The following is a 20736-nucleotide window of genomic DNA, read 5'->3' as shown; positions in this document are numbered from 1 at the left end:
CCCTACAAACAATAACTGATCTATTTCTAAATCCTGACGTTTCCATCAAGCTCTAGTTTCTTTAAATCCCAGAAAAAATCCGGATAGGACTTGCTTACCGCCTCCGCACCGGTAATGATAACCGGCTCTTTGCAAAGAAGCGAGGAAATAGCTGCCATCATGACGATTCTGTGGTCATTTGCACCATCTGCAGTTCCGCCACTCATCTGCTCTCCCGCAAGCCCCTCTATGATAAGACCTTCCGGAAGTTCCTTAACCTTTGCACCGAGACCATTTAAAACCTGCGACACAGTGGTAAGGCGATCGCTTTCTTTGATTCGCAGTCTGCCTGCATTTTCAATGACGGTTCTGCCTTCCGCCGCACATGCCAACACCGCCAGTATCGGCACCATATCGGGAATCTGAGACGCATCTATGGTAATGCCCCTAAGTTTTCCTGGCTTTACAACGACTTCACTTTCTCTCTGGCAAACCTCTGCGCCAAAATTTTTCAGCAAATCGAGAATCTTCTTATCGCCCTGCAGTGACTGCTGGGAAAGCCCTTTGACGCAAATACCGCCTTCTGCCAGCGCGCCTGCCACTAGGAAAAAGCAGCTGTTAGACCAATCGCCTTCCACCACATAACTTTGCGGTGCTTGATACGTTTGACCGCCGGGAACTGTAAATCCTGTATCGCTTTCTTCTATTTGTATGCCAAATTTTCTAATTACCTGCAGAGTCATATCCACATATCCGCGTGATTCCAACTTTCCTTCGAGCAGAATTTTACTGTCTCCCGTAAGAAGCGGCAGTGCGAACAAAAGTCCGCTGATATATTGGCTGGATACATTGCCCGGCATGGTATAGGTTCCTGCCTTAAGTTTTCCGCTAATGACAAGTGGTCTGCTTCCCTTTGGACTTAAAACGCAACCGTGAGCTGTCAACTCTTCATAAAGAGGAGACAGCGGTCTTTCCGGAAGACGTCCTTCCCCGTAAAAAGAAGCCCTATGTCCCAGTGCCCCCATCACTGGCAATAGAAATCTGAGGGTGGAACCGCTTTCGCCGCAGTGCATGGTTTCTTCTCCTGCAAGGAATGCAGATAAGCAAGCAGCTGTTGCCTCGATATCTTTAGATCCACTGTCTACGTGGATCTGACAGGTTCTGCCCGATGTCAGCTGCGACAACGCTGCACAGATCATAGCTCTGTGCGCGTCAGACTTTGAGGCAATAGCCGTAATCTCCCTCATAAAATTTCTCCCAGTTCTTCTATGGTTACTCTCTGAAGACGGCAACAGCCGATTTCTTCCGGCACAACTAAGTCAATATAGCCGCCTTTCCTTTTTTTGTCTGTCTTCATTATATCATAAAGCACATCTTTCGATTGCGCAATAGAAAGGTCAAACTCATAGAGATTTAAAATTTCTACAATGCGGTCTGCAGTTTCTTCGCTGCACCAGCCCTGCTTTTTTGAAATCTCTGCAATCATGGTCATGCCTTTTGCAACGGCTTTTCCGTGACTGACGGTAAAATCCGCCGCCTTTTCAATGGCGTGACCAATGGTATGGCCGAAGTTCAGCAGCTGTCTGACCCCTGTATCGAACTCGTCTTCTTCCACAATGCGGGTTTTGATTTCCGCGCAGCGGTCGATGATTTCGTTCATCTGCGAAGAAGCCGCCGCTTTGTCACAGAGCAGGTTGAACAAATCAGAATCCGCTAAAACTCCGTACTTAATGACCTCTGCCATACCGTCTTGGTAGATTGTTTTCGGCAGGCTCTCCAAAAGGCTCGCATCCCGCAAGATTAGGGCTGGTCTGTGAAATGCACCGACAAGATTTTTACCAGCAGGTATATTGATTGCCGTCTTGCCGCCAATGGAAGAGTCAACTGCCGCAAGGAGGGTTGTAGGTACCTGAATGACTGGAATGCCTCTCAGATATGTAGCCGCTGCGAATCCCGCAAGATCGCCCACAACGCCGCCTCCCAGTGCTACCAGGGCATCGGTCCTAGTCAGCGGTATTTCTGCAAGTGCATTCATTAGTTCCAGATACTGCATCCCGCTTTTGGATTCCTCTCCCGGAGGAACCACAAAGCTATATACATCAAAGCCTTCGCATTTGAGACTTTGCATGCATCGATTTAAATAAAGCTTTTCTACGTTTTCGTCTGTAACAACGACAATGCTGTTTCCTTTTACTACGGTTTTGGCCTGATAGCCAACCTCCTCTAACTGCATTTTTTCTCTACCTCTACCTTTCTATCTCTGCCCTCTTTCAAAAGTCTGAGCATTTCCTGCTCATCACAATCAGAAAGGGCCTTGCTGTATTTGGAAAGTTCTGCGATGAGAACATCTAATTCATATTTCAAGTTGTCTCTGTTTTCTAAAAACAGTTCTGTCCACATCTCCGCGTCAAGATAAGCAACTCTTGTAAAGTCTCTATAGCTTCCCGCAGACACTGCCACACCCATTTCCAGTGCTGTATCACTTTTGATAAACGCATTGGATACCACGTGTGCCATCTGCGATGTAAAGGCAATCATCTTGTCATGTTCTTCTGCCGAAGTGATAACAAGCTTTGTAAATCCTGCCGGCAAAATCAGTTTCTTTGCTCGCTCCATAAAGTGAATGTCGTTGTGGTCAGGCGGAACCAGCGCAAAGATAGCACCTTCATAAAGATCCGCTCTGCTGTTTTTAAAGCCGCCGAACTGATTTCCTGCCATAGGGTGACCTCCTGCATAGGTAAAGCCGTATTCTTTCGCCAGTTTAAAGCCTTCCTCGCAGATATTTCGTTTTGTTCCGCAACAGTCAATGACCAGGGCTGTCTTTGGCAGCTTCGGTGCATTTTCAGAAAGCCACGCTGCTGCCGGTACCGGTGGAATTGCCACCAATATCAAATCGCATTCTTCAAATCTATCTTCACTGAGTTCATCATCGATGGCTTCTGCCAGCTTTGCAAAGGCAGTAATCAGTCTATCTTTATCAAAGCCGAAAACTGTTGCACCGGCTTTCTTATATGCCTTTGCAAGAGAGCCTCCGATGAGCCCCAGTCCCACAATTCCAATTTTCATTTAAATAACCCCTCTGATTTTATTTACGGTTTCCATCACATCTGCAAACTGTGCCGGTGTCAAGGACTGCGGTCCATCGCAAAGAGCTTTCGCCGGATTGTTGTGAACCTCTATCATCAGTCCGTCAGCACCGCAAGCTGTCGCTGCAAGTGCCATCGGCTTTACTAAGTTTGCATGACCGGTTGCATGACTTGGGTCGATGACTACCGGAAGGTGGGTCAAATTGTGCAGCACCGGTACTGCCGATAAATCAAGAGTATTTCTGGTGTAGGTTTCAAAGGTCCTCACACCTCTTTCGCAGAGAATGATATTTTCATTTCCGCCTGCCATGATGTACTCTGCACTCATGAGCAGCTCTTTGATCGTATTTGCAAGCCCCCTCTTGAGCAAAATGGTCTTTCTGGTTTTTCCCAGTTCCTTTAACAGTTCAAAGTTCTGCATATTTCTAGCGCCGACCTGAATGACATCTACCTCTTCGAAGAGCGGAAGATGGTTGGCGTTCATAATTTCTGTTACAATTGGAAGACCTGTTGCTTTCTTCGCTTCCAGCAGAAGTTCGATACCTTCTGCTTTCATGCCTTGGAAATCGTATGGAGAAGTTCTAGGCTTAAAAGCTCCGCCGCGCAGCATGGTGGCGCCCGCTGCCTTTACACCCTCTGCAACTTCCTTGATCTGCTCCGGATTTTCTACAGAGCAAGGACCTGCAATGACTGCAAAATGTCCGCCGCCGCATTTAGCACCCATGACGTCGATGACTGAATCCTCCGGGTGAAATTGTCTATTTGCACTTTTAAACGGATCTGAAATCCGCGCAACCTTTTCTACGATGTCCAGAAGCTCCAGCATTTCCACATCAATATCATGTGTATCACCGATGAGCCCAAGCACTGCCATCTGATTTTCTCCGATATAGGAATGCACCTGCACACCCTGCTCTTCAAACCATTGTATCAGCTGCTCTCTCTGTTCATCACCGGTGCCCGGCTTCAGTACTGTAATCATTTCTTTCTTACCTCCGTTATGTTTTTATTCTAGTTGGGTTAATCTTTTTAAAATGCGAAAAACTCCGCCAGCCAGTAGACTGCGGAGTTTCTCAAGTAATTTGTCATTATTTTAGGATTTAATTATAGCAATTACTCAAAACTTTTCTGTGCAGCACAACCGACTCTTCCTTGTTAGTAAAGAAAAAGTAATAAAAGTAATATGCAGCTGCAAAGATGAAGTTTCTCATAACTTTTGTTTCCTTTCATAAACTCTGATGTTATTACTCTAACACAGGTTCTTAGATAAATCAAGTGCTTTTTCACAACTTTTTTGTATTTTTTTGTGCACTTTCCACAATTTTTGTTTTTGCGTCAGTCTGACGAGTTTAGGACGTGCTATCTGCAGGCTAGTGCACGGTGGCTCGCCAAACTGGTTCCCTGTGGTTTTGCACTTCTGACCGCACACCCTTGCGGCTACCAGGTTATCCTGCAGAACTTTGTTTCATTAAGCTGTGCCAGCGTTTTTGTTTCACCATATGGATAATACCGGACATACTCCCTATTTTCAATAATCTCCAGTGTATCTTCTACAGGTAGTATTTCAAATTCCTCGCCTGGACGAAAAACATACATACTAAAACCCGTGCTTATGCAAGAAAGTTCATCCCCGCTCATGCTGCAAATCCGATAAAGAGGCATTCCGATTTCTGCTGTATACTCTTCACCTGTTTCCAACGAGATGCTCCTTGCTGTCCACTTATTCCCATCTGATGTGGTGCAGCAGAACAGGTAATCTTTACAGATTCCAAAGTCCGACATTTTTTCCGGCAAATCGTACTCCCTGTAAATTCCCTTCACATTACCGATTAAAAGCTTTCCGTCAACATGTATCGCCCAATCAGTCCCATTGGAGTAAAATTCGGTTTCCGAGAGGCTGTAATCTGTTTCCCGCACCACGGTTTTCGGATTGTCCAAATCAGCTTTGTTGATTCCGAAACCATATCCGGTTTTTTCATCAAAATCTTCATACAGATAGTACACTTCTCCATCTAACATAGTAAATCCGGGCAGCATATCAAACATACTGCTGCAGCGACCGGAGTCAAGAACCTTGCTCCCCTCATCCGAGATATATTTGATGTGCCATTGAATCCTTTCATCCAACGACGCCTCCGGCCCCAGCGGTGTATACACTGCATAAATAATACCATTTTCAAATGGCATCGCATGATAGATGTAGACATCATCCTCACCCAGATCATAACATGTCTCTTCCTTTTCGGCCAGAAGATCATAAACAATAAATCTCTCCGTCGTAGCGCCAAAGCTTGGTGCTGACATACTAGAAGGTTCAAGTTTATTTACCGCAGCATATACTTTTGTGTCTGAAACATAAAAGGGTTCCAGTTCTTCATCCTCTGTCAATTTATACTTCAAGGTCAGCATATCCTTTTCAGGCTTATTTAGCGTTTCCTTACAACCATAGCTGGATAAAACTAGCACAATTAGAAGTAATAAAGTCACCGCCTTTTGGTAGGTCTTCATGTTTCCTCCCCCAGCATTGTGAAATGCTGTTAAGAATTATTTTGCCATTATATACCATCCATTACTTGCATTAAGCGCCTGGCTCATCTCTGTCCATTTGCAAGTCCTCTCTCCATAATAATCGTTGTTATTGTTCGGGTCGTTAAGAGTCACTGTCGAGTAGCTGGCCGAACCATTCATATCCCAGTCATAGCCTTTTGCAACAACAAAATGAACTGACTTATGCCCTTTATAATATTCGAGTTTACTTGTTTGAATCATACAAATCAGCGGTTTTCTTTTGTCAATGCTATATACTAACCCATCCGAAAAAGCCAGCTCCGAAACATTGACATAAGTATATGTCCCACTTCCAACTTGGCTATTTAAGTAAGTTCTCATCGGGGCAACATCTGATCCAGCCTCCGTTGTTCCTATTTTTCCAGCAATATACGATTGCGTTTGGTCAATACCATGATACAACAGTACCATACGAAGCGAAGCAGGTCCGCAATAATAGTAATTTATCTGCTTTTTAGTAGGTATGGTTAAACTTTTATGTCCTCCCACTCTAGCTGGTGAAACCACAGAGTCTACATAACTTTCAGCTTTAACTTTCAATTCCTTAATCTCATTCCAATACGCTTCATCTTTCATCTGTGAATTTTGATCAAACTGTACCGCATCCGCCGCATATCCCATGACTGTAGTAGAAAAAATTAAAATACCAGCAAGTCCAAATATCAGCATAAAGTTTAAACGCTTCTTCATCTTTTTCCTCCTCATCACATAAAAGTTACTTTGTTTCCAAACCAACACATTATCACTATTTCTCAGACTGTAGATAAAAGCTCAGACCACAGTGCAAGGTTTGAGCTTTTTCTATGCTCATAGTATCCCTTCTAAAAAGATATGTTTTCCCCAAATCACTTTACGCAATTTAACCAAAAACGGAGTGCGATGAGGGACTTTCTGCCCCATATGCTTCCTGTATTCAAGAAGTTTAACCAATTTTTTCATGTTCAGACACGCAAAGGTTAGTCCAACTTTCATGGACATTTTCTCTTTCCCTACTAAATTAGTATATCTCATTGCATGGTGCTCTTTGGTAGTTCCAAAGATTCTCTCTATGGTTTCTTTCCTTTGTCCATAGATATCTTTCATACTTCGGCTATGTCTAATATCTTCGCAAATCTCCATATACTCTTCCCATATATGTCGAGTCACTACTTTTACATGATTTTTGCTTTGCGTACATTGGGATAAATATGGACAGTCTGCACATTTTTTCCCATCGCTTTTGTATTCTCTGTATCCTTGCCTGTTTGTTGTTGTATACTTCAGTATCTGATTTGCCAAGCACAAATAGCAATTCATATACATACTCATACTTCTTAAAAATCCTGCCTTTGTCATTGGCCTTTTGTACGGGAACAATGGTTTTACACCATCATCAATTAACCATTTTGCGATTGCCGGAGTCTTGTAGCCTGCATCCATTACAAGTACTTTTGCATCATACTTTCTCAGTTTTTCATATAACGCAGGAAAGGTTTTACTGTCATGCTCATTGCCGGGATGAATTGTATAATCTAATATCCACCCATTTTTATCACAGGCTGTTTCTGTTGTGTATGCAAAGACTTCTTTGTGCTCTCCTTTATGAAACCAGCCACTTTCAGGGTCTGTCGTGCTTTGCTTTTGCTCTCGGCCTACTTCTGTATTTGAATCACAAAGTCCACCGGAATCTCCGCCATCACAATCGGAATCGTCGTCTTTTTCTTTCAGTTCCTTTTTTCCGTGTGAGAGCCTGTCTGCATTGATTTCTGCTTTCAACTGTTCGTCATAAAAGCGAGCTTGTTTCTTTGCTATGGAAATCTTCTTCGCTTTTTTTCGATTTGCCGCTGCCTTAATATGTGTTGCGTCTACAAATATTGTATCCGTGTTGATGACATTGCATTTTAAACATTGTAAAAGAATTTCCTGGAAGATTTGTTCAAACAAATCAGTGCCTTCAAAACGTCTTTTGTAGTTTTTTCCGAATGTACTAAAATGAGGTACTTTATCGTAGAAATCCAGCCCAAGAAACCAACGATATGCTACATTTACTTCAATTTCTTTGATGGTCTGACGCATACTTTTAATTCCATACATATATTGAATGATAGGAATTTTAATTAGCATAACAGGGTCAATGCTGGGTCTTCCGGTTTGTGTAGAATATTTTTCTTCCACCAAGTCATAGATAAAGTTAAAATCTACGTATTTGTCAATTTTTCGAAGAAGATGGTCTTCCGGCACTAATTGGTCTAAAGAAATCATTTGAATTTGTGTTTTCTTAAAAATTCTTTATGGGTGTGCTATTTCCTCAGAGCATTTTTGTACCCTCAGATTTTGACATCATTTTATAATCATATATAACATTAAACTTATTTGTACGAAAGAAATGGCTAGAAATACGCCTAACTCTTCTCCAAAGAAATACGCCAAGATTGGAACTATGGTCAGATATAGTATCACCATAATTACAAATGAGAATAAAATACTCTTGGCAATCTTTTTTACATTCATTTAGGATTAACCTCCATAGAAGCTAAATGTTGCTTTATTTTCAACTATTCAAGTGTGATTGTTTTGCTTCCCATGTCCTTTGTCGACGTTCCAAAAGATACACTTGCACCATTCCAGCTAACGCTCGGCGTTAATGTAACCATACTATGACCATACGTTACTTTGCACTCTATGTTTTTTAATGCCTGTTGAGAAGAATATAAAGTGATATACGCATTTCCTCCATTCTTCAGACCAGCAACAAACTTAATTTCAAGGGCACATCCATGGTTAGGATCTTTTTCTGCCACCGTTCCTTTTGTTGTTTTTTTGACTCTATCAGTCGACGAATAATGCTTTATAGTGATGTCCGCATCTTTCGATGCCAATGATTTTCCCCATGAAAAAACAAGTTTATCTATATATGTTGTGCTTGGACATAGATCCCATTTCCAGGTTGCCATCAATCTAGCATTTGTAGTTCCTTTTGTTAATGTTCCAGTCGTAGTATAAGATAATGATCTTAAAGTTAATTCCACTTTTGCCCATACAACTCGCAATACCTCGTCAGAAATTTGATTCTCGTCAAGATTTTTAACTGAATATATGGCATTAATCCTTTCTTGATCATATCCTAACGCTTTTAATTCAAGAATACTCTTCTCAGATAGTTTTTTCAACTCCGCCTTAGGATTTTTTTCGCGAAGCTCTTTTATGTTCTTGTCACTATAACCTTCAAGTTTCAATTCCGAATCACTTTTTTGTGATAAATCTTTATATAAATCATATTCACTAATCACAAAATTATTAGCGTCTTCTTTTAAAGCTTTTTCAGGTCTATCGGTGTTTGCAAAAGTGATATTTGAAGTCCCAATCATTAGGCAAAGCACTAATAATAAGGCAATTAGTCTTTCTGCACTTTTTTTCATAGTTACCCCTTTCATTGCAATTTATAATTGTTCAAAGCTGTATAGTAAAAAAGCTCACATCAGAATCTCTCCTCCCCTGTATCTCTTTGTCCCCTTGCCCAAAGAACCGTATTATCCGAAAATTCAATCTATATCCTTGCCATTATAATATCACGCTTTTTTATATATGTCAATAAAATATATGGAAAAATTTCATTTATAGATGATTTTTTTACATGAACGATTGACTTGTGTTTCTTTTGGGGTATAATAAGGATATAGGAGAATTTAGGACAGAAAGGGTTTTTATGAAAAAGAAAAACGCTGCCGCCGGCGGCAGGGACGTCCTGGATAATTTCGAAGCCCAGTTCAAGAAATCTACCCTTCCCCTGATGGTGCTTACACTTTTATCAGAGCAGGAGCAAATGTACGCTTATGAAATTACCCAGGAGTGTCTGCGGCGCACAGACGGTATTTACAAGATGCCCCTCCTTTATACCACTCTCAGCAAACTGCTGGAACAAGGCTTTGTCGAAGAAGTTGGAAAAACCATTTCAGAAAGCAACCGAGTCAGAGTGTATTACCGCATCACAGAAGAAGGAATTTCGCATCTGTACAGACTAAAATCTCTGTATGTCAAGCTGAGCCGCGCGGTTCAGTCCGTCGTATATACTGAGAAAGAAAGGGACGACTGATGTATACGCCAAACCAGGAGATTGAACAATATCTGCAGCAAATTGAAGCAGCGATCTATCATCTAGCAGAATCCGACGGCTTTATTGACGGACTCCGCCAGCAACTATATGACTATGCCGAAGTGCACACAATCCTTTCGATTTCCGCACTAGTAGAGGAATTCGGCACACCGGAAGAAGTTGCGGCAGATTTTTTAGAAACATGTTCTGCCCTCAAGCCGAAGAAAATTGCTAAATCCAGAAAACGAGGCTGGCTAAAAACTGCTATCATTCTTGCTTTGGTTGCAATCGTAATCGGCGAGATGCTGCATCTCCATGATTTAAAAAGGCATACACAAGTCATGGCGACTGATGTCATCATAATTCACGATAATGAAGAAAATGCAGATGATGATGTAATAGAAGAATAAAATACAAGTAAAGGAGAAAGTCGAAGTGAAACGTAAAATTATCACTCTATTTTCAATGATTGCTATGGTAATGGCGTTTACAATCCCTATATCTGCTGCAACGCAAACAGATACCACCTATGAGAAAGAATTCTATCCAGATGGTTCCTATGCAATCATTACAACTACTATAGAAACGAGTTCTATCATTCCATTGGCAAGCGAAAAAACTAAGTCCGCCAGCAGAACCTATACTTACTATGCTGCAAATAGCAGCAAAGAATGGGATTTCACTTTAACCGGAACCTTCACTTACAATGGAACTACCGCCAAAGCAACAAAAGCAGATACCAGCTACAATCTCCATGTTTCCGGCTGGAAGTGCATTTACAAACACGGAAGCGTTTCCGGTGCAGTCGCTACTGGACAAGGTACATTCCAATATAAATCAGATATCACAAAAAATGTTTCTTTAAGTCTGAAATGCTCTCCAACAGGAGTCATTTCCTCCCTATAAATTTAGCAACCACTATACTGCAATATATCCTATAAAGAAAACTGCCTGTACTGGTCGATTGACAAAATCGCCTGCAGGCAGTTTTCTACTTTAATCCATTTTGTCGGTCAAGCTAATTTTGACACTTTCCCCTCAGAATCGCATCAATTGTGTCATTTTTGCGATTACCGCAGATTGTCGCTATCTTATGGTTGTTAAATCACCTTGCAGGTCCAGTCCTCGATATTCCAGATATCGGTGACGATGTCCTGATAAAATTCCGGTTCATGGCTGACCAGAATGACAGTACCTTTAAAGTCACGAACTGCTTCTTTCAGTACATCTTTGGCAACAGGGTCAAGGTGATTGGTCGGCTCGTCCAAAACCAGCAGGTTCATAGGTCTCTGCATCAGCTTGCAGAGACGGAACTTGGCATTTTCTCCACCGGACAAAACGCGCACCTGACTTTCAATATGCTCATTGGTCAATCCACACTTTGCAAGAGCGCGGCGTACCTCTCCATTATCCAGCGCCGGAAATTCGTCCCAGAAATCCTGCAAAGCAGTTTTATCGCTGCCATCGTGTTCCTGCTCAAAGTAAGCTGGCTCCGCGTAGTAGTCCAGCTTTACACTGCCCCCAAAAGCTGGGATAATTCCAAGCATAGTTTTCAGCAAAGTAGACTTTCCGAGACCGTTAACTCCTTTAATAGCAATCTTCTTGCCCCTCTCCACATGGAAAGTCAGCGGCTTTGTCAGTGCGTCATCATAGCCCAGCACCAGGTTTTCCGCTTCGATGACATACTTACCCGGCGCACGAGAATAGTCAAAGCGGAAAGTCGGCTTCGGTTTTTCTTTAATCAACTCAATTTTTTCCATCTTATCCAGCTTTTTCTGGCGAGATTTTGCCATGTTGGTGGTTGCGATTCTCGCCTTGTTTCTGGCGATAAAATCCTCCAGATCGGCGATTTCCTTCTGCTGTTTCTTGTACGCCTGTTCTAGCTGCGCCCGCTTGATATCGTACATGTGCATAAAATCATCGTAGTTTCCGCTATAGCGGGTCAGCACTGCATCCTCTACATGGTAAATCACGTTGACCACGTCGTTCAAAAACGGAATGTCGTGGGATACCAGAATAAACGCATTTTCATAGTTCTGCAAAAATCTAGTCAACCAGATAATGTGATTCTCATCCAGATAGTTGGTTGGCTCGTCCAATATCAAAATCATTGGGTTCTGCAAAAGCAGCTTTGTCAAAAGCACCTTGGAACGCTGTCCACCTGAAAGCTCTGACACGTCCTTGTCAAGACCAATGTCAGCAAGTCCCAGACCACCTGCGAATTCTTCAATCCGGGAATCGATGGTGTAAAACCCACTGTGCTCCAAGATATCCTGAATCTCTGCAGCGTCTTCCATGAGGCGCGTCATCTCATCATCCGATGCTGTAGCCATTTTGTCATAGGCTTCCAGCATTTCTTTTTCAAGGTCAAAGTAGTAGCTAAAAGCCTCCCGCAGCACCTCTCTGATGGTCTTTCCCTGACTCAGCGTTGTGCGCTGATCCAGATAACCTGTAGTGATATGATTACACCAGCTGACTGTACCTGCATCAGGCATTAGATTGCCGGTTATAATGTTTAAAAAGGTAGTCTTTCCTTCGCCGTTAGCGCCGACAAGACCTACATGTTCTCCTTTATTTAAACGAAAAGAAGCGTCCTCCAGGATCTGCCTGCCGCCGAATCCGTGAGACACTTTTTCTACTGTTAAAACGCTCATCTATTTTACTCCTTCATAAATCAAAGTACATATTTCATTAAATTTTATCATTTTTGGGGTGGGACTGCAAGTAGATATTCCGCACATAAAGCTGACACGCAAAAGAATTGCAGACATTCCAGAACAGGTGGCGAGGGTCAGTTTCACAGGGAATTTTCGGCATAGAAGTTTGATGGAAAGCATGATACACCGCACTTTCGATGTGTCCGCAAAACTCATTATAAGCCTTCTCTTTCTCGTTGATTCTAATAGAAAGTTTAATCAGCCGAGAAATCTCTTCGATCGTATAAACTGGCTTCAAAATGGCAATGACAAAAAGAGAAGCAACAGTCGTTCTGTCGTACTTCTTGTTGACAGGCGGTGCGATGAACTTTTGCTTGACATAATTGTTTATCATGGTCTTTGTCATGATTTTTTTGCCGTCAAAGGTCAGATAAGGTCCCAGCCATTCCTCCAGCAAAGACAATACTTGGTCCAGATACAAATCGATGGAAGGCAGTTCCTCCCAGCGCGGTAATCTAAATTGTTCCAGTCCTTTGCTTTTTCCCATGGTTGTTTCCTTTCCTCCTTTTTTGCTATGAAAATCATACCACAGCGAAAAGTTTCTGTCAACCGTTGACAAAGTCATTATAATGAGTTAATATAGTTTCAATAACTACGTAAATATTATAGGCTTTGTACCGCCAATTTTTAAACATAAGGAGATATTAAATTGAAAAAAATTCAGGAACTGAAACAGGTCTTTCATCCGGTATTTCACGAAGATTTCAGAGCGCTGCTGGACTACAGCGCAAAAGCTTACCGCAGCGATGACGCCTTTATTATAAAACATAAAAAGGGAAAGAAAGAAGTCTCCTACGAGCATATTACCTTCGAGGAATTTCGTCACCGAGTAGACTGTCTGGGCACCGCTTTTTTACAGCGAGACTTTCAGGGAAAGCGGATCGCTATTATTGGAAAAAACTGCTGCGAGTGGATGTTAGCATATTTTTCTACCCTTTGCGGACTCGGCATCAGTGTACCGCTGGACAAAGGACTTCCTTACGAAGAAGTGGAATCTTCTCTGATTCGCAGCAAAGCGGATGTGCTGGTCTTTGATCCTGCACATCTTGATATCGTAACCGCCCTGCAGGAAAATCAGAATACACAGGTTGAAAGTTTCATATCTATGTCACCTTTAGAGGGTTATGAAGACATTCCTGCTTTGATCAAGGAAGGGCACGACGCACTAACTGCAGGTTTTGTCGAATATCGCAAATTGCCGATTGATGGAAAAGCGACCTCAATTATTCTGTTCACCTCGGGCACCACTTCCATGGCTAAGGCGGTACAACTGTCCCAGTACAACATTACTGCCAATGTCTATGCCATGCTTAAAGTGGAAGATATCCGTCACGGCGATATCAACATGGCATTTCTGCCGTACCATCACACCTTTGGCTCAACAGGTCAAGTCGTTATGCTGGCTGCCGGTGTAACCACCACCTTCTGCGACGGGCTGAAATATCTGCAGAAAAACATCGTTGAATACAAAGTTTCGCTCTTTGTCTGTGTACCGCTTCTCATCGAGTCTATCTATAAAAAGATTATGGCAACAGTAAAAAAGCAAGGACTGGAAAAGAAAGTTACTTTCGGTCTGAAGTTATCCAAGCTGCTGCTGAAAGTCGGTATTGACATACGCCGCAAACTATTTAAGGAAATTTTAGACCAACTAGGCGGTAATTTGCGCTACGTCATCAGCGGCGCATCTGCCATCGACCCAGAAGCGCTGGAGGGCTTTAATAACTTTGGTATCACCGCAGTACAGGGCTACGGTATGACAGAAGCTTCTCCTGTACTTGCCGCAGAAAATACCTGGCAGCATAAAACAGGCTCCATCGGTATGGCGATGCCCGGCGTTGAACTTGCCATTGATAATCCTAACAGCGAAGGCATCGGTGAGCTTATCGCCCGCGGTCCAAATGTAATGTGCGGTTATTACGAAAACGAAGAAGAAACTGCTGCTATTTTAGCTGACGGCTGGCTCCATACCGGCGATCTTGCCTATCTGGATAAAGATGGTTATGTCTTCATCTGCGGCAGAAAGAAAAACGTCATCGTTTTAAAAAACGGCAAGAACGTATATCCGGAAGAACTTGAGATTCTCATCAGTAATCTGCCTTATGTAGAAGAAAATATGGTCTTTGGTCAGCCGCGCAAAGCAGACGGTGACGAAAAAGATCTTGCACTTTGTGCAAAGATTGTTTATAAGCCAGATTATATGAAGGAAACTTATGGCACCACTAATCCTGACGAAATCGAACAGATCATAAAAAAAGATATCGATATCATGAACGAAGAACTGCCGACCTACAAGCAGATGCTTCGTATCATCGTCACCGACCAGCCTATGATTAAGACCACTACCGGCAAGGTCAAGCGTCACGAAGAAGCAAAGCATTTGTAAATTATTACCACAAAAAATCAAGAAACAAGGACAGCCCTGCCTGAAGGATACCCTCGCAGATGCTGTCCTTTATTCATTTCTATTTTTTCTTGTCAATTTTTAACTTTCTTACTATGGCAACAAGCCCTATCATCGATACAATCAGCAAATCAATATAGAAATGTAGTGCCGTTTGGTCACCCGTATTTGGTCTGCCTTCCTGCCAGTTCATCTGATGCAAATTGTCATTTTTCTGATTTTTATTTGTACCGCTCTGGTCGCCGGTTCCACCGGAATTCCCAGAACTGCCTCCTGGCTTTTGATTCGGCTTGCTGTCGCCTGGTTTGTCCTGTCCTGGTTTATTATCGCCTGGCTTATCGATATCTTCTTTCAGCTTCTGGTAAACCAATACAATTTCCTGATCCTCTGCAGTAAAGACACCCTGACTTTCTCCCTCGGCACGCACATATTTATATCCGCTGATTTCATACTGCTGCAGCTGATACTTGTCACCGATATAGCCAATGTAAGTGTCTTCCTCTCGAATGATATTACCATCCTCATCTACAAAACGAATTACCACTCTGCCCGTCATGACCACATTTGGACTTCGCTTGTACACATAAGTTACAATCTGCACATCCTCGCTGAACGTACCGCTTTCACTGCCCTCAACACGCAGAAACTTGTATCCGCTGATATTCTTTTGACTGGTCTGATAGACTTGTCCGACGAATCCGTTATAGATACTGTCAAATTGTATCGTGTTGCCGTCTTCATCCACATACTTCGCAATCACCGTAGACGCCTTGTCCTCCGGCACATAATACATGATGACAGTCTTTACCCGTTCCTCAATTTCGCCTTCTTCCGCACTGCCTGCGGCTGCCCGTGCTGCATCGTAAAACGGTCCTTCAGATCGAATAAACTGATAGCCCGAAATCTGGTAGCGAACAGCTTTATAAGCGTCTCCGATGTCACCATTAAAGACATCGTCATTTCTGATAGTCAGACCTTCTTCCGTCTGATAGTGAACTATAACAGTACCACCCCTCTCCGGATTTTCAGGAGTATCCGGATCTTCTGGAACATAAATGTAGGTAACTGTCTGATTTTCCTTTTTATAGATCAAAGATTCTGATCCAACTATCTCTTTCAACTGGTAACCTGGTATGGTCAGCGCCGAAGTCTGGCAGCTTTCCCCTAAAACGCCCTGATATACAAGATTACTGTGCAGGGTATTTCCTGTTTCATCTACATAGCTTGCTGTTATCTGCCCTTTTTCAGGCACAGGCTTTTCTGCCGCTTTGCGGTAAACATAGGTGACAAGCTGCGGCTCCCTTTGAAAACGCCCTTGCTCGCTGCCTGTAACTTTAACAAATTCATAGCCGGCAAGCTCAATTTGAGAGGTCTTATAACTGCTGCCGGTTTTCCCCTTATAGATGATATCATCGCAAAGCAAATTTCCATCCTCATCTACATACCTTGCCGTTACTGTATCCGGCATCGTAAGCTTATAATAGTGGGTTACCTCTGCAGTTTCCATGCTGAGTGTGCCATGAAGTTCTCCTTCTGTTCGAACATACTCATAACCATGGAACTGCTGCACCTCTACTTCATAGGGCGCTCCAACTCTGCCATGTATCAACAGATCATCCCGCACCGGTTTTCCTTCGTCATCAACAAAATGCACGATAACCCTGCCTTCGTTAATTTTCTCATACACATGGGTGATAACCTGGTTACCCGGCTGGAACGTGCCTGTCGCATCTCCTTCTGTTCTGATATGCTCATAGCCGGAAATGTACGGCGCTGTCACATCATACGCCTCGTCCACATAATCAGTAAAAGAAACCTCGTCTTTAATCGGCTTTCCGTCTAAATCCACGTACTTTACGGTAATGCTGCCTCGCTGCCTGTAGATGTATTTTACCACCTGCACATCTTCACTGAATGTACCGGCTTCATTGCCTTCTACCCGGATAAACTCATAGCCTTCTATATCAAGTTTTTCGGTGCGGTAGCTTTGTCCAACTCCGCCTGAGTAAACTTTCGTCTCCGCTACAGTTCTGCCTGCAGTATCCAGATATCTTGCCAGCACGTCACTGGCGAGAGGTATGTAGAGCACTGTAACTACCTTGACGCCATCCTCAATAACACCGCTTTCTTCACCAATCACTTTATCAAATTTATACTTAGCAATATCCTTTAGCGGCGCAACATAAGCAGCTCCAATATTGCCATTGCACAGAACATCACTGCTGATGGTATAGCCCTGATTGTCCTGATAGCGTATGATGATACTGCCACCCTTATCAGAGTCCGGATCATCTTCCGCTTTTTTCGTGTAAACATAGGTTACAACAATCGGATCTTCCGTATAATTACCTGCTGCAGAACCTATGATTTCTTTAAAAGTATAGCCTGGAATATAAAGCTGTGAAGTCTGATACGCTTCCCCAACATAGCCTTTATATGTCATGTCTGGATTGATTTGATTTCCATCCTCATCCTGATATACTGCCATTACCGTACTGTTCTCATGTACTGGCAGTTTTTCCTCAGGCTTATAGATGAAAGTAACAAGCTGTGGCTTTTTAGTGTAAGTCCCGCTTACATTCCCTTCAACTCGGACAAAATCATAATCCTCAATCTCCAGCTGATTTGCCTTATATGTCTTTCCTTCCGCACCTTTTCCTACGATATCTTCGCAAAGCTGATTTCCGTCTTCATCAACATATCTGACTGTTACTGTATAAGGAATCAGGCATTTGTATCGGAATGTAACATCCACTTCATCACTGTCTGGGAATGTACCGCTGGTAGGCGCCCCCTCTGCACGCATATACTGGTATCCGAACACCTCTTTGTGCGCTACAGAGTAAGGCTTTCCGCTCTTACCGCTGACTTTTTCGTCAGGCAATACTTCATCTCCATCTTCGTCAGTATAATGGATATTGACCGTTCCGTTCGGTAAAAGTGCCTCAATTACATCATCGGGATCCATGTATTTATCCCAAATTTTTAAATTGTAGACTTTACCGCCAGGAGAGGCCTCTGCGCTAGTAGCAATATCATCAAAGAAGAACCCCAGTCTGGTTTTTCCACCAATGACCGTCGGTACACCCTGACCACTACTGTCTTGCACAGACATATCAAATTTTTTATTGACACCATCTACGATATAAGCCTCAAATGTGCCGCTCTTATTTCTTCTTACGATTAAATCAACCACCTGATTCGGCTGTGTTACACTGGCGCCGTTGACCCCATAATTGTAGAAATTCAGATGTCCACCATTATAGAAGTAAAACCCTGTATCAACGGTTGAATTCTTATAATCGATAATTTTTCTCCAACCACCGAGAGTGTTTTCAAAAGAAAATTTCAGACCGATGGTATATTCTTCCCCAATATCCTTATCAATATCGATATAAAAACCGCCGCCTCTTGCGGTATTGGAGTGCCACTGCCAATACGTTCCATTGTCAGCATCTTCTCCAAAGCTGGTGGTCGCATTGCTTCTGTTGTTATCCCCAGTAGAACTCCACGCGGTCAGTGTAGAATGACCTTTGGCATCTGTCAAATTATTGTTGAAATTATACTGCACATAAGGCGTTGTATCCTTTTCTTCCTCTGCGTATAGTATGTTAAAAGGAATTGTGCCGATAAGAAGCAAAATGCAAAGAAGTAAACATTTTGTTTTTGTCATTTTCTGTTTCATAAGGCGCCCCTTTCCTACAAAAATCCCGTATATCTTTCTTGATACTTCGTCAAATTTTACTCATCCATGCTATATTCTAGCACAAATTTTTTTCTTAGTAAACTCCTTTCCTTTTGGAAAAAACTGAAATACGATTTGTGTAAGTACTGTTTTGTTTAATTCCTGCTAGATGTATACCGTATCGCACCACAAGATAGCAGAAATAAAACAAAGACTCCCTCAAAATGAAGGAGTCCTCCTGATATGTATAAAAGCTTGTTTTTATTATGATTAGTCAGGTTTCATTTCCTGTTTTTACTGCACCTGAAGTCTTTTCAACGTCTGATCATGCTTTTTTATAAGTTGTCCCTGACTTTTGGTTACTTTCTTTAGAATCGCGATATCTTCATATGCCTTCGGCAGCTTTTCCGATTCACTTTTATAGCGCTCAAAGGTGCTAAGATATACCGCCTCAATATTTGACAAGCCTGGTATGACTCTCTTGTCAATCTGACACTTCATATCTCCTACAGTTGCTTCCAGCTTTCCAATTCGTTCATTAGCCGCCCGCATGCTGGTGTTCAGCATATTAAGCTGACTGTTGACAAGCTCCATATTCTCTTCCAGTTTGCTGGTTCTATCCTTGAGGACTTCCATATTCTCTTCTAGCTTGCCGGTTCTATCCTTGACGATTTCCATATTCTCTTCCAGCTTGCTGGTTCTATCCTTGAGAATTTCCATATTCTCTTCCAGCTTGCTGGTTCTATCCTTGAGAATTTCCATATTCTCTTCCAGCTTGCTGGTTCTATCCTTGAGAATTTCCATATTCTCTTCCAGCTTGCTGGTTCTATCCTTGAGAATTTCCATATTCTCTTCCAGCTTGCTGGTCCTAGCCTTGAGAATTTCCATATCGTCTTCCAACCTATCCAACCTGACTTCCAGGCTGCCAACTCTGGCTTCCAGCCTATCCATTCTCTCTTCCAGACCACCGACTCTGGCTTCCAGCCTATCTATTTTCTCTTCCAAAGGTTTAATCCGCTCATCCACAATCAGTCCAATGGCTCTTAAATCATCTCTGCCTAAAATCATATCCTCTCTCCTCCTAAAGCATACAATCCACTCTTCCTACCCCAATCATATCATAAAGGACTATGCCCCTCCAGCCTTTTTTGGTCTCAAAAAAGAAGTTCTATTATTTAGATTACTCCCCATACTGTTGAAAATTCCTCTTTCGCTTGCATCACATATAATTCATTCTTTCCTTGCGCTTTTACACAGTATTCCTCAATTATCACAGCGAGGAAGAGAATATCCGTCAAAAAATGTTTATTTCTGGAAAATCTATTTGCTTACTGTATATTTTTCCCTGTTATTCATACTTCTCAATAGCAATGTACTGCCTGTCTTTCCTAGACTTGCCGCCTACCTCCCGCAAACAGACCTTGCCTTTTCCCCTTAACGAAATTTTATCCCCTTCTTTCAATTGAAAATCCGGTTTCACCGTCTCCATATTGTTGACAAAAACGATTCCTCTTGTGATTGCCTCTGCTGCCTTTCCGCGAGAGAGTGAAAATCCCGAGGCCACAATACTATCAAGACGCAGGGACGCTACCGTGTCGGTAATTTCTCTCACCTTTGCTTCCTGCACGATGAGCTTAGAAATGTCCAATTTTTCCAGCGAAAGACTGACTCTACCGGCTTTGCAGTAATTCTGCAAAATAAAGTCCGCAATTTCCGCAAGCACTATGATGTCTGCACCGTCATCGCGCACCAGAATATCGCCGATCATCTCCCTCTTCATACCGAGTCCGATGAGAGAGCCTAAATAATCCCGGTGCGTCAACGACTTACTTTTCTCCGATACCTTTGCCCTCACTATCACCAAAGGATTCTCATTCTTCAAATCCGCATACCCCGGCAGATTTAACAAAATCACTCGCTCCGCCTGCTCATATCCTCCGTAAAACAAAGTCCTCAAGGCAGGTCTTTCTGCCGCCATTTCAGGATCTTCCTCCTGCTTCTGTGTAAAAACCTGCACAAAATTTTTCTTGCAGAAAATCCTCGCTAAAGACTGCTGGTGCAGGTCCATAAATCCGGTATGGGTTGCAATAAATTTATTTTCGCACTGAGCGATTTTATCCTCTATTTGACCTAGAAAAAAGTTATCTTCTTTCATCTATACACTCCTTATAAACTTCCAGTATTTCTTTCTTTTTATTTTACCATATTTATTCCGTCACGAAAATATC

17 protein-coding genes are annotated in these 20736 nt (G+C 42.5%); 4 read left to right on the top strand and 13 right to left on the bottom strand.

What is annotated here, in order from left to right:
• Positions 1-26 precede the first annotated feature (26 nt).
• From aroA to D1151_RS09185, 8 genes are all read right to left on the bottom strand, one after another.
• A complete protein-coding gene (aroA, locus tag D1151_RS09220) occupies positions 27-1226 on the bottom strand; it encodes a 3-phosphoshikimate 1-carboxyvinyltransferase (RefSeq protein WP_161908706.1) in 1200 nt (399 codons plus the stop codon).
• Complete coding sequence (aroB, locus tag D1151_RS09215) at positions 1223-2212, bottom strand: 3-dehydroquinate synthase (protein ID WP_161908705.1); 990 nt, start codon at positions 2210-2212, stop codon at positions 1223-1225. The genes aroA and aroB overlap by 4 nt, the downstream gene beginning before the upstream one ends.
• Positions 2203-3045, bottom strand: a complete 843-nt coding sequence (locus D1151_RS09210; RefSeq protein WP_161908704.1) for a prephenate dehydrogenase — start codon at positions 3043-3045, stop codon at positions 2203-2205. The genes aroB and D1151_RS09210 overlap by 10 nt, the downstream gene beginning before the upstream one ends.
• Positions 3046-4047, bottom strand: coding sequence for a 3-deoxy-7-phosphoheptulonate synthase (gene aroF, locus D1151_RS09205; protein ID WP_160200680.1), 1002 nt, complete (start codon positions 4045-4047; stop codon positions 3046-3048).
• A 455-nt stretch (positions 4048-4502) separates the two neighbouring features.
• On the bottom strand, positions 4503-5573 hold the full coding sequence (locus D1151_RS09200; protein ID WP_160200681.1) for a hypothetical protein: 1071 nt from the start codon (positions 5571-5573) through the stop codon (positions 4503-4505).
• A gap of 36 nt (positions 5574-5609) precedes the next feature.
• Positions 5610-6323 (bottom strand): C39 family peptidase, encoded by a 714-nt coding sequence (locus tag D1151_RS09195; RefSeq protein ID WP_161908703.1) that lies wholly within the window; start codon positions 6321-6323, stop codon positions 5610-5612.
• Positions 6324-6440: 117 nt separating this feature from the next.
• Entirely contained in the window at positions 6441-7874 is a 1434-nt protein-coding gene (locus tag D1151_RS09190) for an IS1182 family transposase (RefSeq protein WP_243150979.1), read from the bottom strand.
• Between the two features lie 293 nt (positions 7875-8167).
• Entirely contained in the window at positions 8168-9031 is an 864-nt protein-coding gene (locus D1151_RS09185; protein WP_161908702.1) for a hypothetical protein, read from the bottom strand.
• Positions 9032-9318: 287 nt separating this feature from the next.
• Between D1151_RS09185 and D1151_RS09180 the strand changes: the two genes are divergently transcribed.
• From D1151_RS09180 to D1151_RS09170, 3 genes are read left to right on the top strand one after another with little or no spacing between them, the layout of a single operon-like run.
• Positions 9319-9705, top strand: a complete 387-nt coding sequence (locus D1151_RS09180) for a PadR family transcriptional regulator (RefSeq protein WP_161908701.1) — start codon at positions 9319-9321, stop codon at positions 9703-9705.
• Complete coding sequence (locus tag D1151_RS09175) at positions 9705-10115, top strand: hypothetical protein (RefSeq protein WP_161908700.1); 411 nt, start codon at positions 9705-9707, stop codon at positions 10113-10115. The genes D1151_RS09180 and D1151_RS09175 overlap by 1 nt, the downstream gene beginning before the upstream one ends.
• Positions 10116-10140: 25 nt before the next feature.
• A complete protein-coding gene (locus tag D1151_RS09170) occupies positions 10141-10611 on the top strand; it encodes a hypothetical protein (protein WP_161908699.1) in 471 nt (156 codons plus the stop codon).
• A 194-nt stretch (positions 10612-10805) separates the two neighbouring features.
• Here the strand turns inward: D1151_RS09170 and D1151_RS09165 are convergent, their stop codons facing one another.
• Together D1151_RS09165 and D1151_RS09160 are read right to left on the bottom strand one after the other, a co-directional pair.
• Positions 10806-12359, bottom strand: a complete 1554-nt coding sequence (locus D1151_RS09165) for an ABC-F family ATP-binding cassette domain-containing protein (protein WP_160200687.1) — start codon at positions 12357-12359, stop codon at positions 10806-10808.
• A 37-nt stretch (positions 12360-12396) separates the two neighbouring features.
• Positions 12397-12909: a DUF1836 domain-containing protein gene (locus D1151_RS09160; RefSeq protein WP_161908698.1), complete on the bottom strand. Its 513-nt coding sequence runs from the start codon at positions 12907-12909 to the stop codon at positions 12397-12399.
• 162 nt (positions 12910-13071) lie between these two features.
• Between D1151_RS09160 and D1151_RS09155 the strand changes: the two genes are divergently transcribed.
• Complete coding sequence (locus tag D1151_RS09155; RefSeq protein ID WP_161908697.1) at positions 13072-14805, top strand: AMP-binding protein; 1734 nt, start codon at positions 13072-13074, stop codon at positions 14803-14805.
• Between the two features lie 79 nt (positions 14806-14884).
• Here the strand turns inward: D1151_RS09155 and D1151_RS09150 are convergent, their stop codons facing one another.
• The 3 genes from D1151_RS09150 to D1151_RS09140 all read right to left on the bottom strand — a co-directional run bounded on the left by D1151_RS09150 (position 14885) and on the right by D1151_RS09140 (position 20663).
• A complete protein-coding gene (locus D1151_RS09150) occupies positions 14885-18508 on the bottom strand; it encodes a MucBP domain-containing protein (protein WP_161908696.1) in 3624 nt (1207 codons plus the stop codon).
• Between the two features lie 294 nt (positions 18509-18802).
• Positions 18803-19576: a septation ring formation regulator EzrA gene (locus tag D1151_RS09145; RefSeq protein WP_161908695.1), complete on the bottom strand. Its 774-nt coding sequence runs from the start codon at positions 19574-19576 to the stop codon at positions 18803-18805.
• Positions 19577-19856: 280 nt separating this feature from the next.
• Entirely contained in the window at positions 19857-20663 is an 807-nt protein-coding gene (locus D1151_RS09140) for an RNA-binding protein (protein ID WP_161908694.1), read from the bottom strand.
• Between the last annotated feature and the right edge of the window lie 73 nt (positions 20664-20736).

The sequence above is a fragment of the Emergencia sp. 1XD21-10 genome (assembly GCF_009936045.1).
Lineage (GTDB): Bacteria > Bacillota > Clostridia > Peptostreptococcales > Anaerovoracaceae > Senimuribacter > Senimuribacter intestinalis.
Note: the sequence above shows the minus strand (reverse complement) of the source record. Positions and strands in the feature narration are given on the sequence as shown.

Coding starts and splice junctions, on each gene's coding strand:
- D1151_RS09150 (WP_161908696.1), bottom strand. CDS start 18,508: ATGAAACAGAAAATGACAAAAACAAAATGTTTACTTCTTTGCATTTTG.
- D1151_RS09140 (WP_161908694.1), bottom strand. CDS start 20,663: ATGAAAGAAGATAACTTTTTTCTAGGTCAAATAGAGGATAAAATCGCT.
- aroA (WP_161908706.1), bottom strand. CDS start 1,226: ATGAGGGAGATTACGGCTATTGCCTCAAAGTCTGACGCGCACAGAGCT.
- D1151_RS09165 (WP_160200687.1), bottom strand. CDS start 12,359: ATGAGCGTTTTAACAGTAGAAAAAGTGTCTCACGGATTCGGCGGCAGG.
- D1151_RS09195 (WP_161908703.1), bottom strand. CDS start 6,323: ATGAAGAAGCGTTTAAACTTTATGCTGATATTTGGACTTGCTGGTATT.
- aroB (WP_161908705.1), bottom strand. CDS start 2,212: ATGCAGTTAGAGGAGGTTGGCTATCAGGCCAAAACCGTAGTAAAAGGA.
- D1151_RS09175 (WP_161908700.1), top strand. CDS start 9,705: ATGTATACGCCAAACCAGGAGATTGAACAATATCTGCAGCAAATTGAA.
- D1151_RS09210 (WP_161908704.1), bottom strand. CDS start 3,045: ATGAAAATTGGAATTGTGGGACTGGGGCTCATCGGAGGCTCTCTTGCA.
- D1151_RS09190 (WP_243150979.1), bottom strand. CDS start 7,874: ATGATTTCTTTAGACCAATTAGTGCCGGAAGACCATCTTCTTCGAAAA.
- D1151_RS09160 (WP_161908698.1), bottom strand. CDS start 12,909: ATGGGAAAAAGCAAAGGACTGGAACAATTTAGATTACCGCGCTGGGAG.
- D1151_RS09180 (WP_161908701.1), top strand. CDS start 9,319: ATGAAAAAGAAAAACGCTGCCGCCGGCGGCAGGGACGTCCTGGATAAT.
- aroF (WP_160200680.1), bottom strand. CDS start 4,047: ATGATTACAGTACTGAAGCCGGGCACCGGTGATGAACAGAGAGAGCAG.
- D1151_RS09185 (WP_161908702.1), bottom strand. CDS start 9,031: ATGAAAAAAAGTGCAGAAAGACTAATTGCCTTATTATTAGTGCTTTGC.
- D1151_RS09200 (WP_160200681.1), bottom strand. CDS start 5,573: ATGAAGACCTACCAAAAGGCGGTGACTTTATTACTTCTAATTGTGCTA.
- D1151_RS09145 (WP_161908695.1), bottom strand. CDS start 19,576: ATGATTTTAGGCAGAGATGATTTAAGAGCCATTGGACTGATTGTGGAT.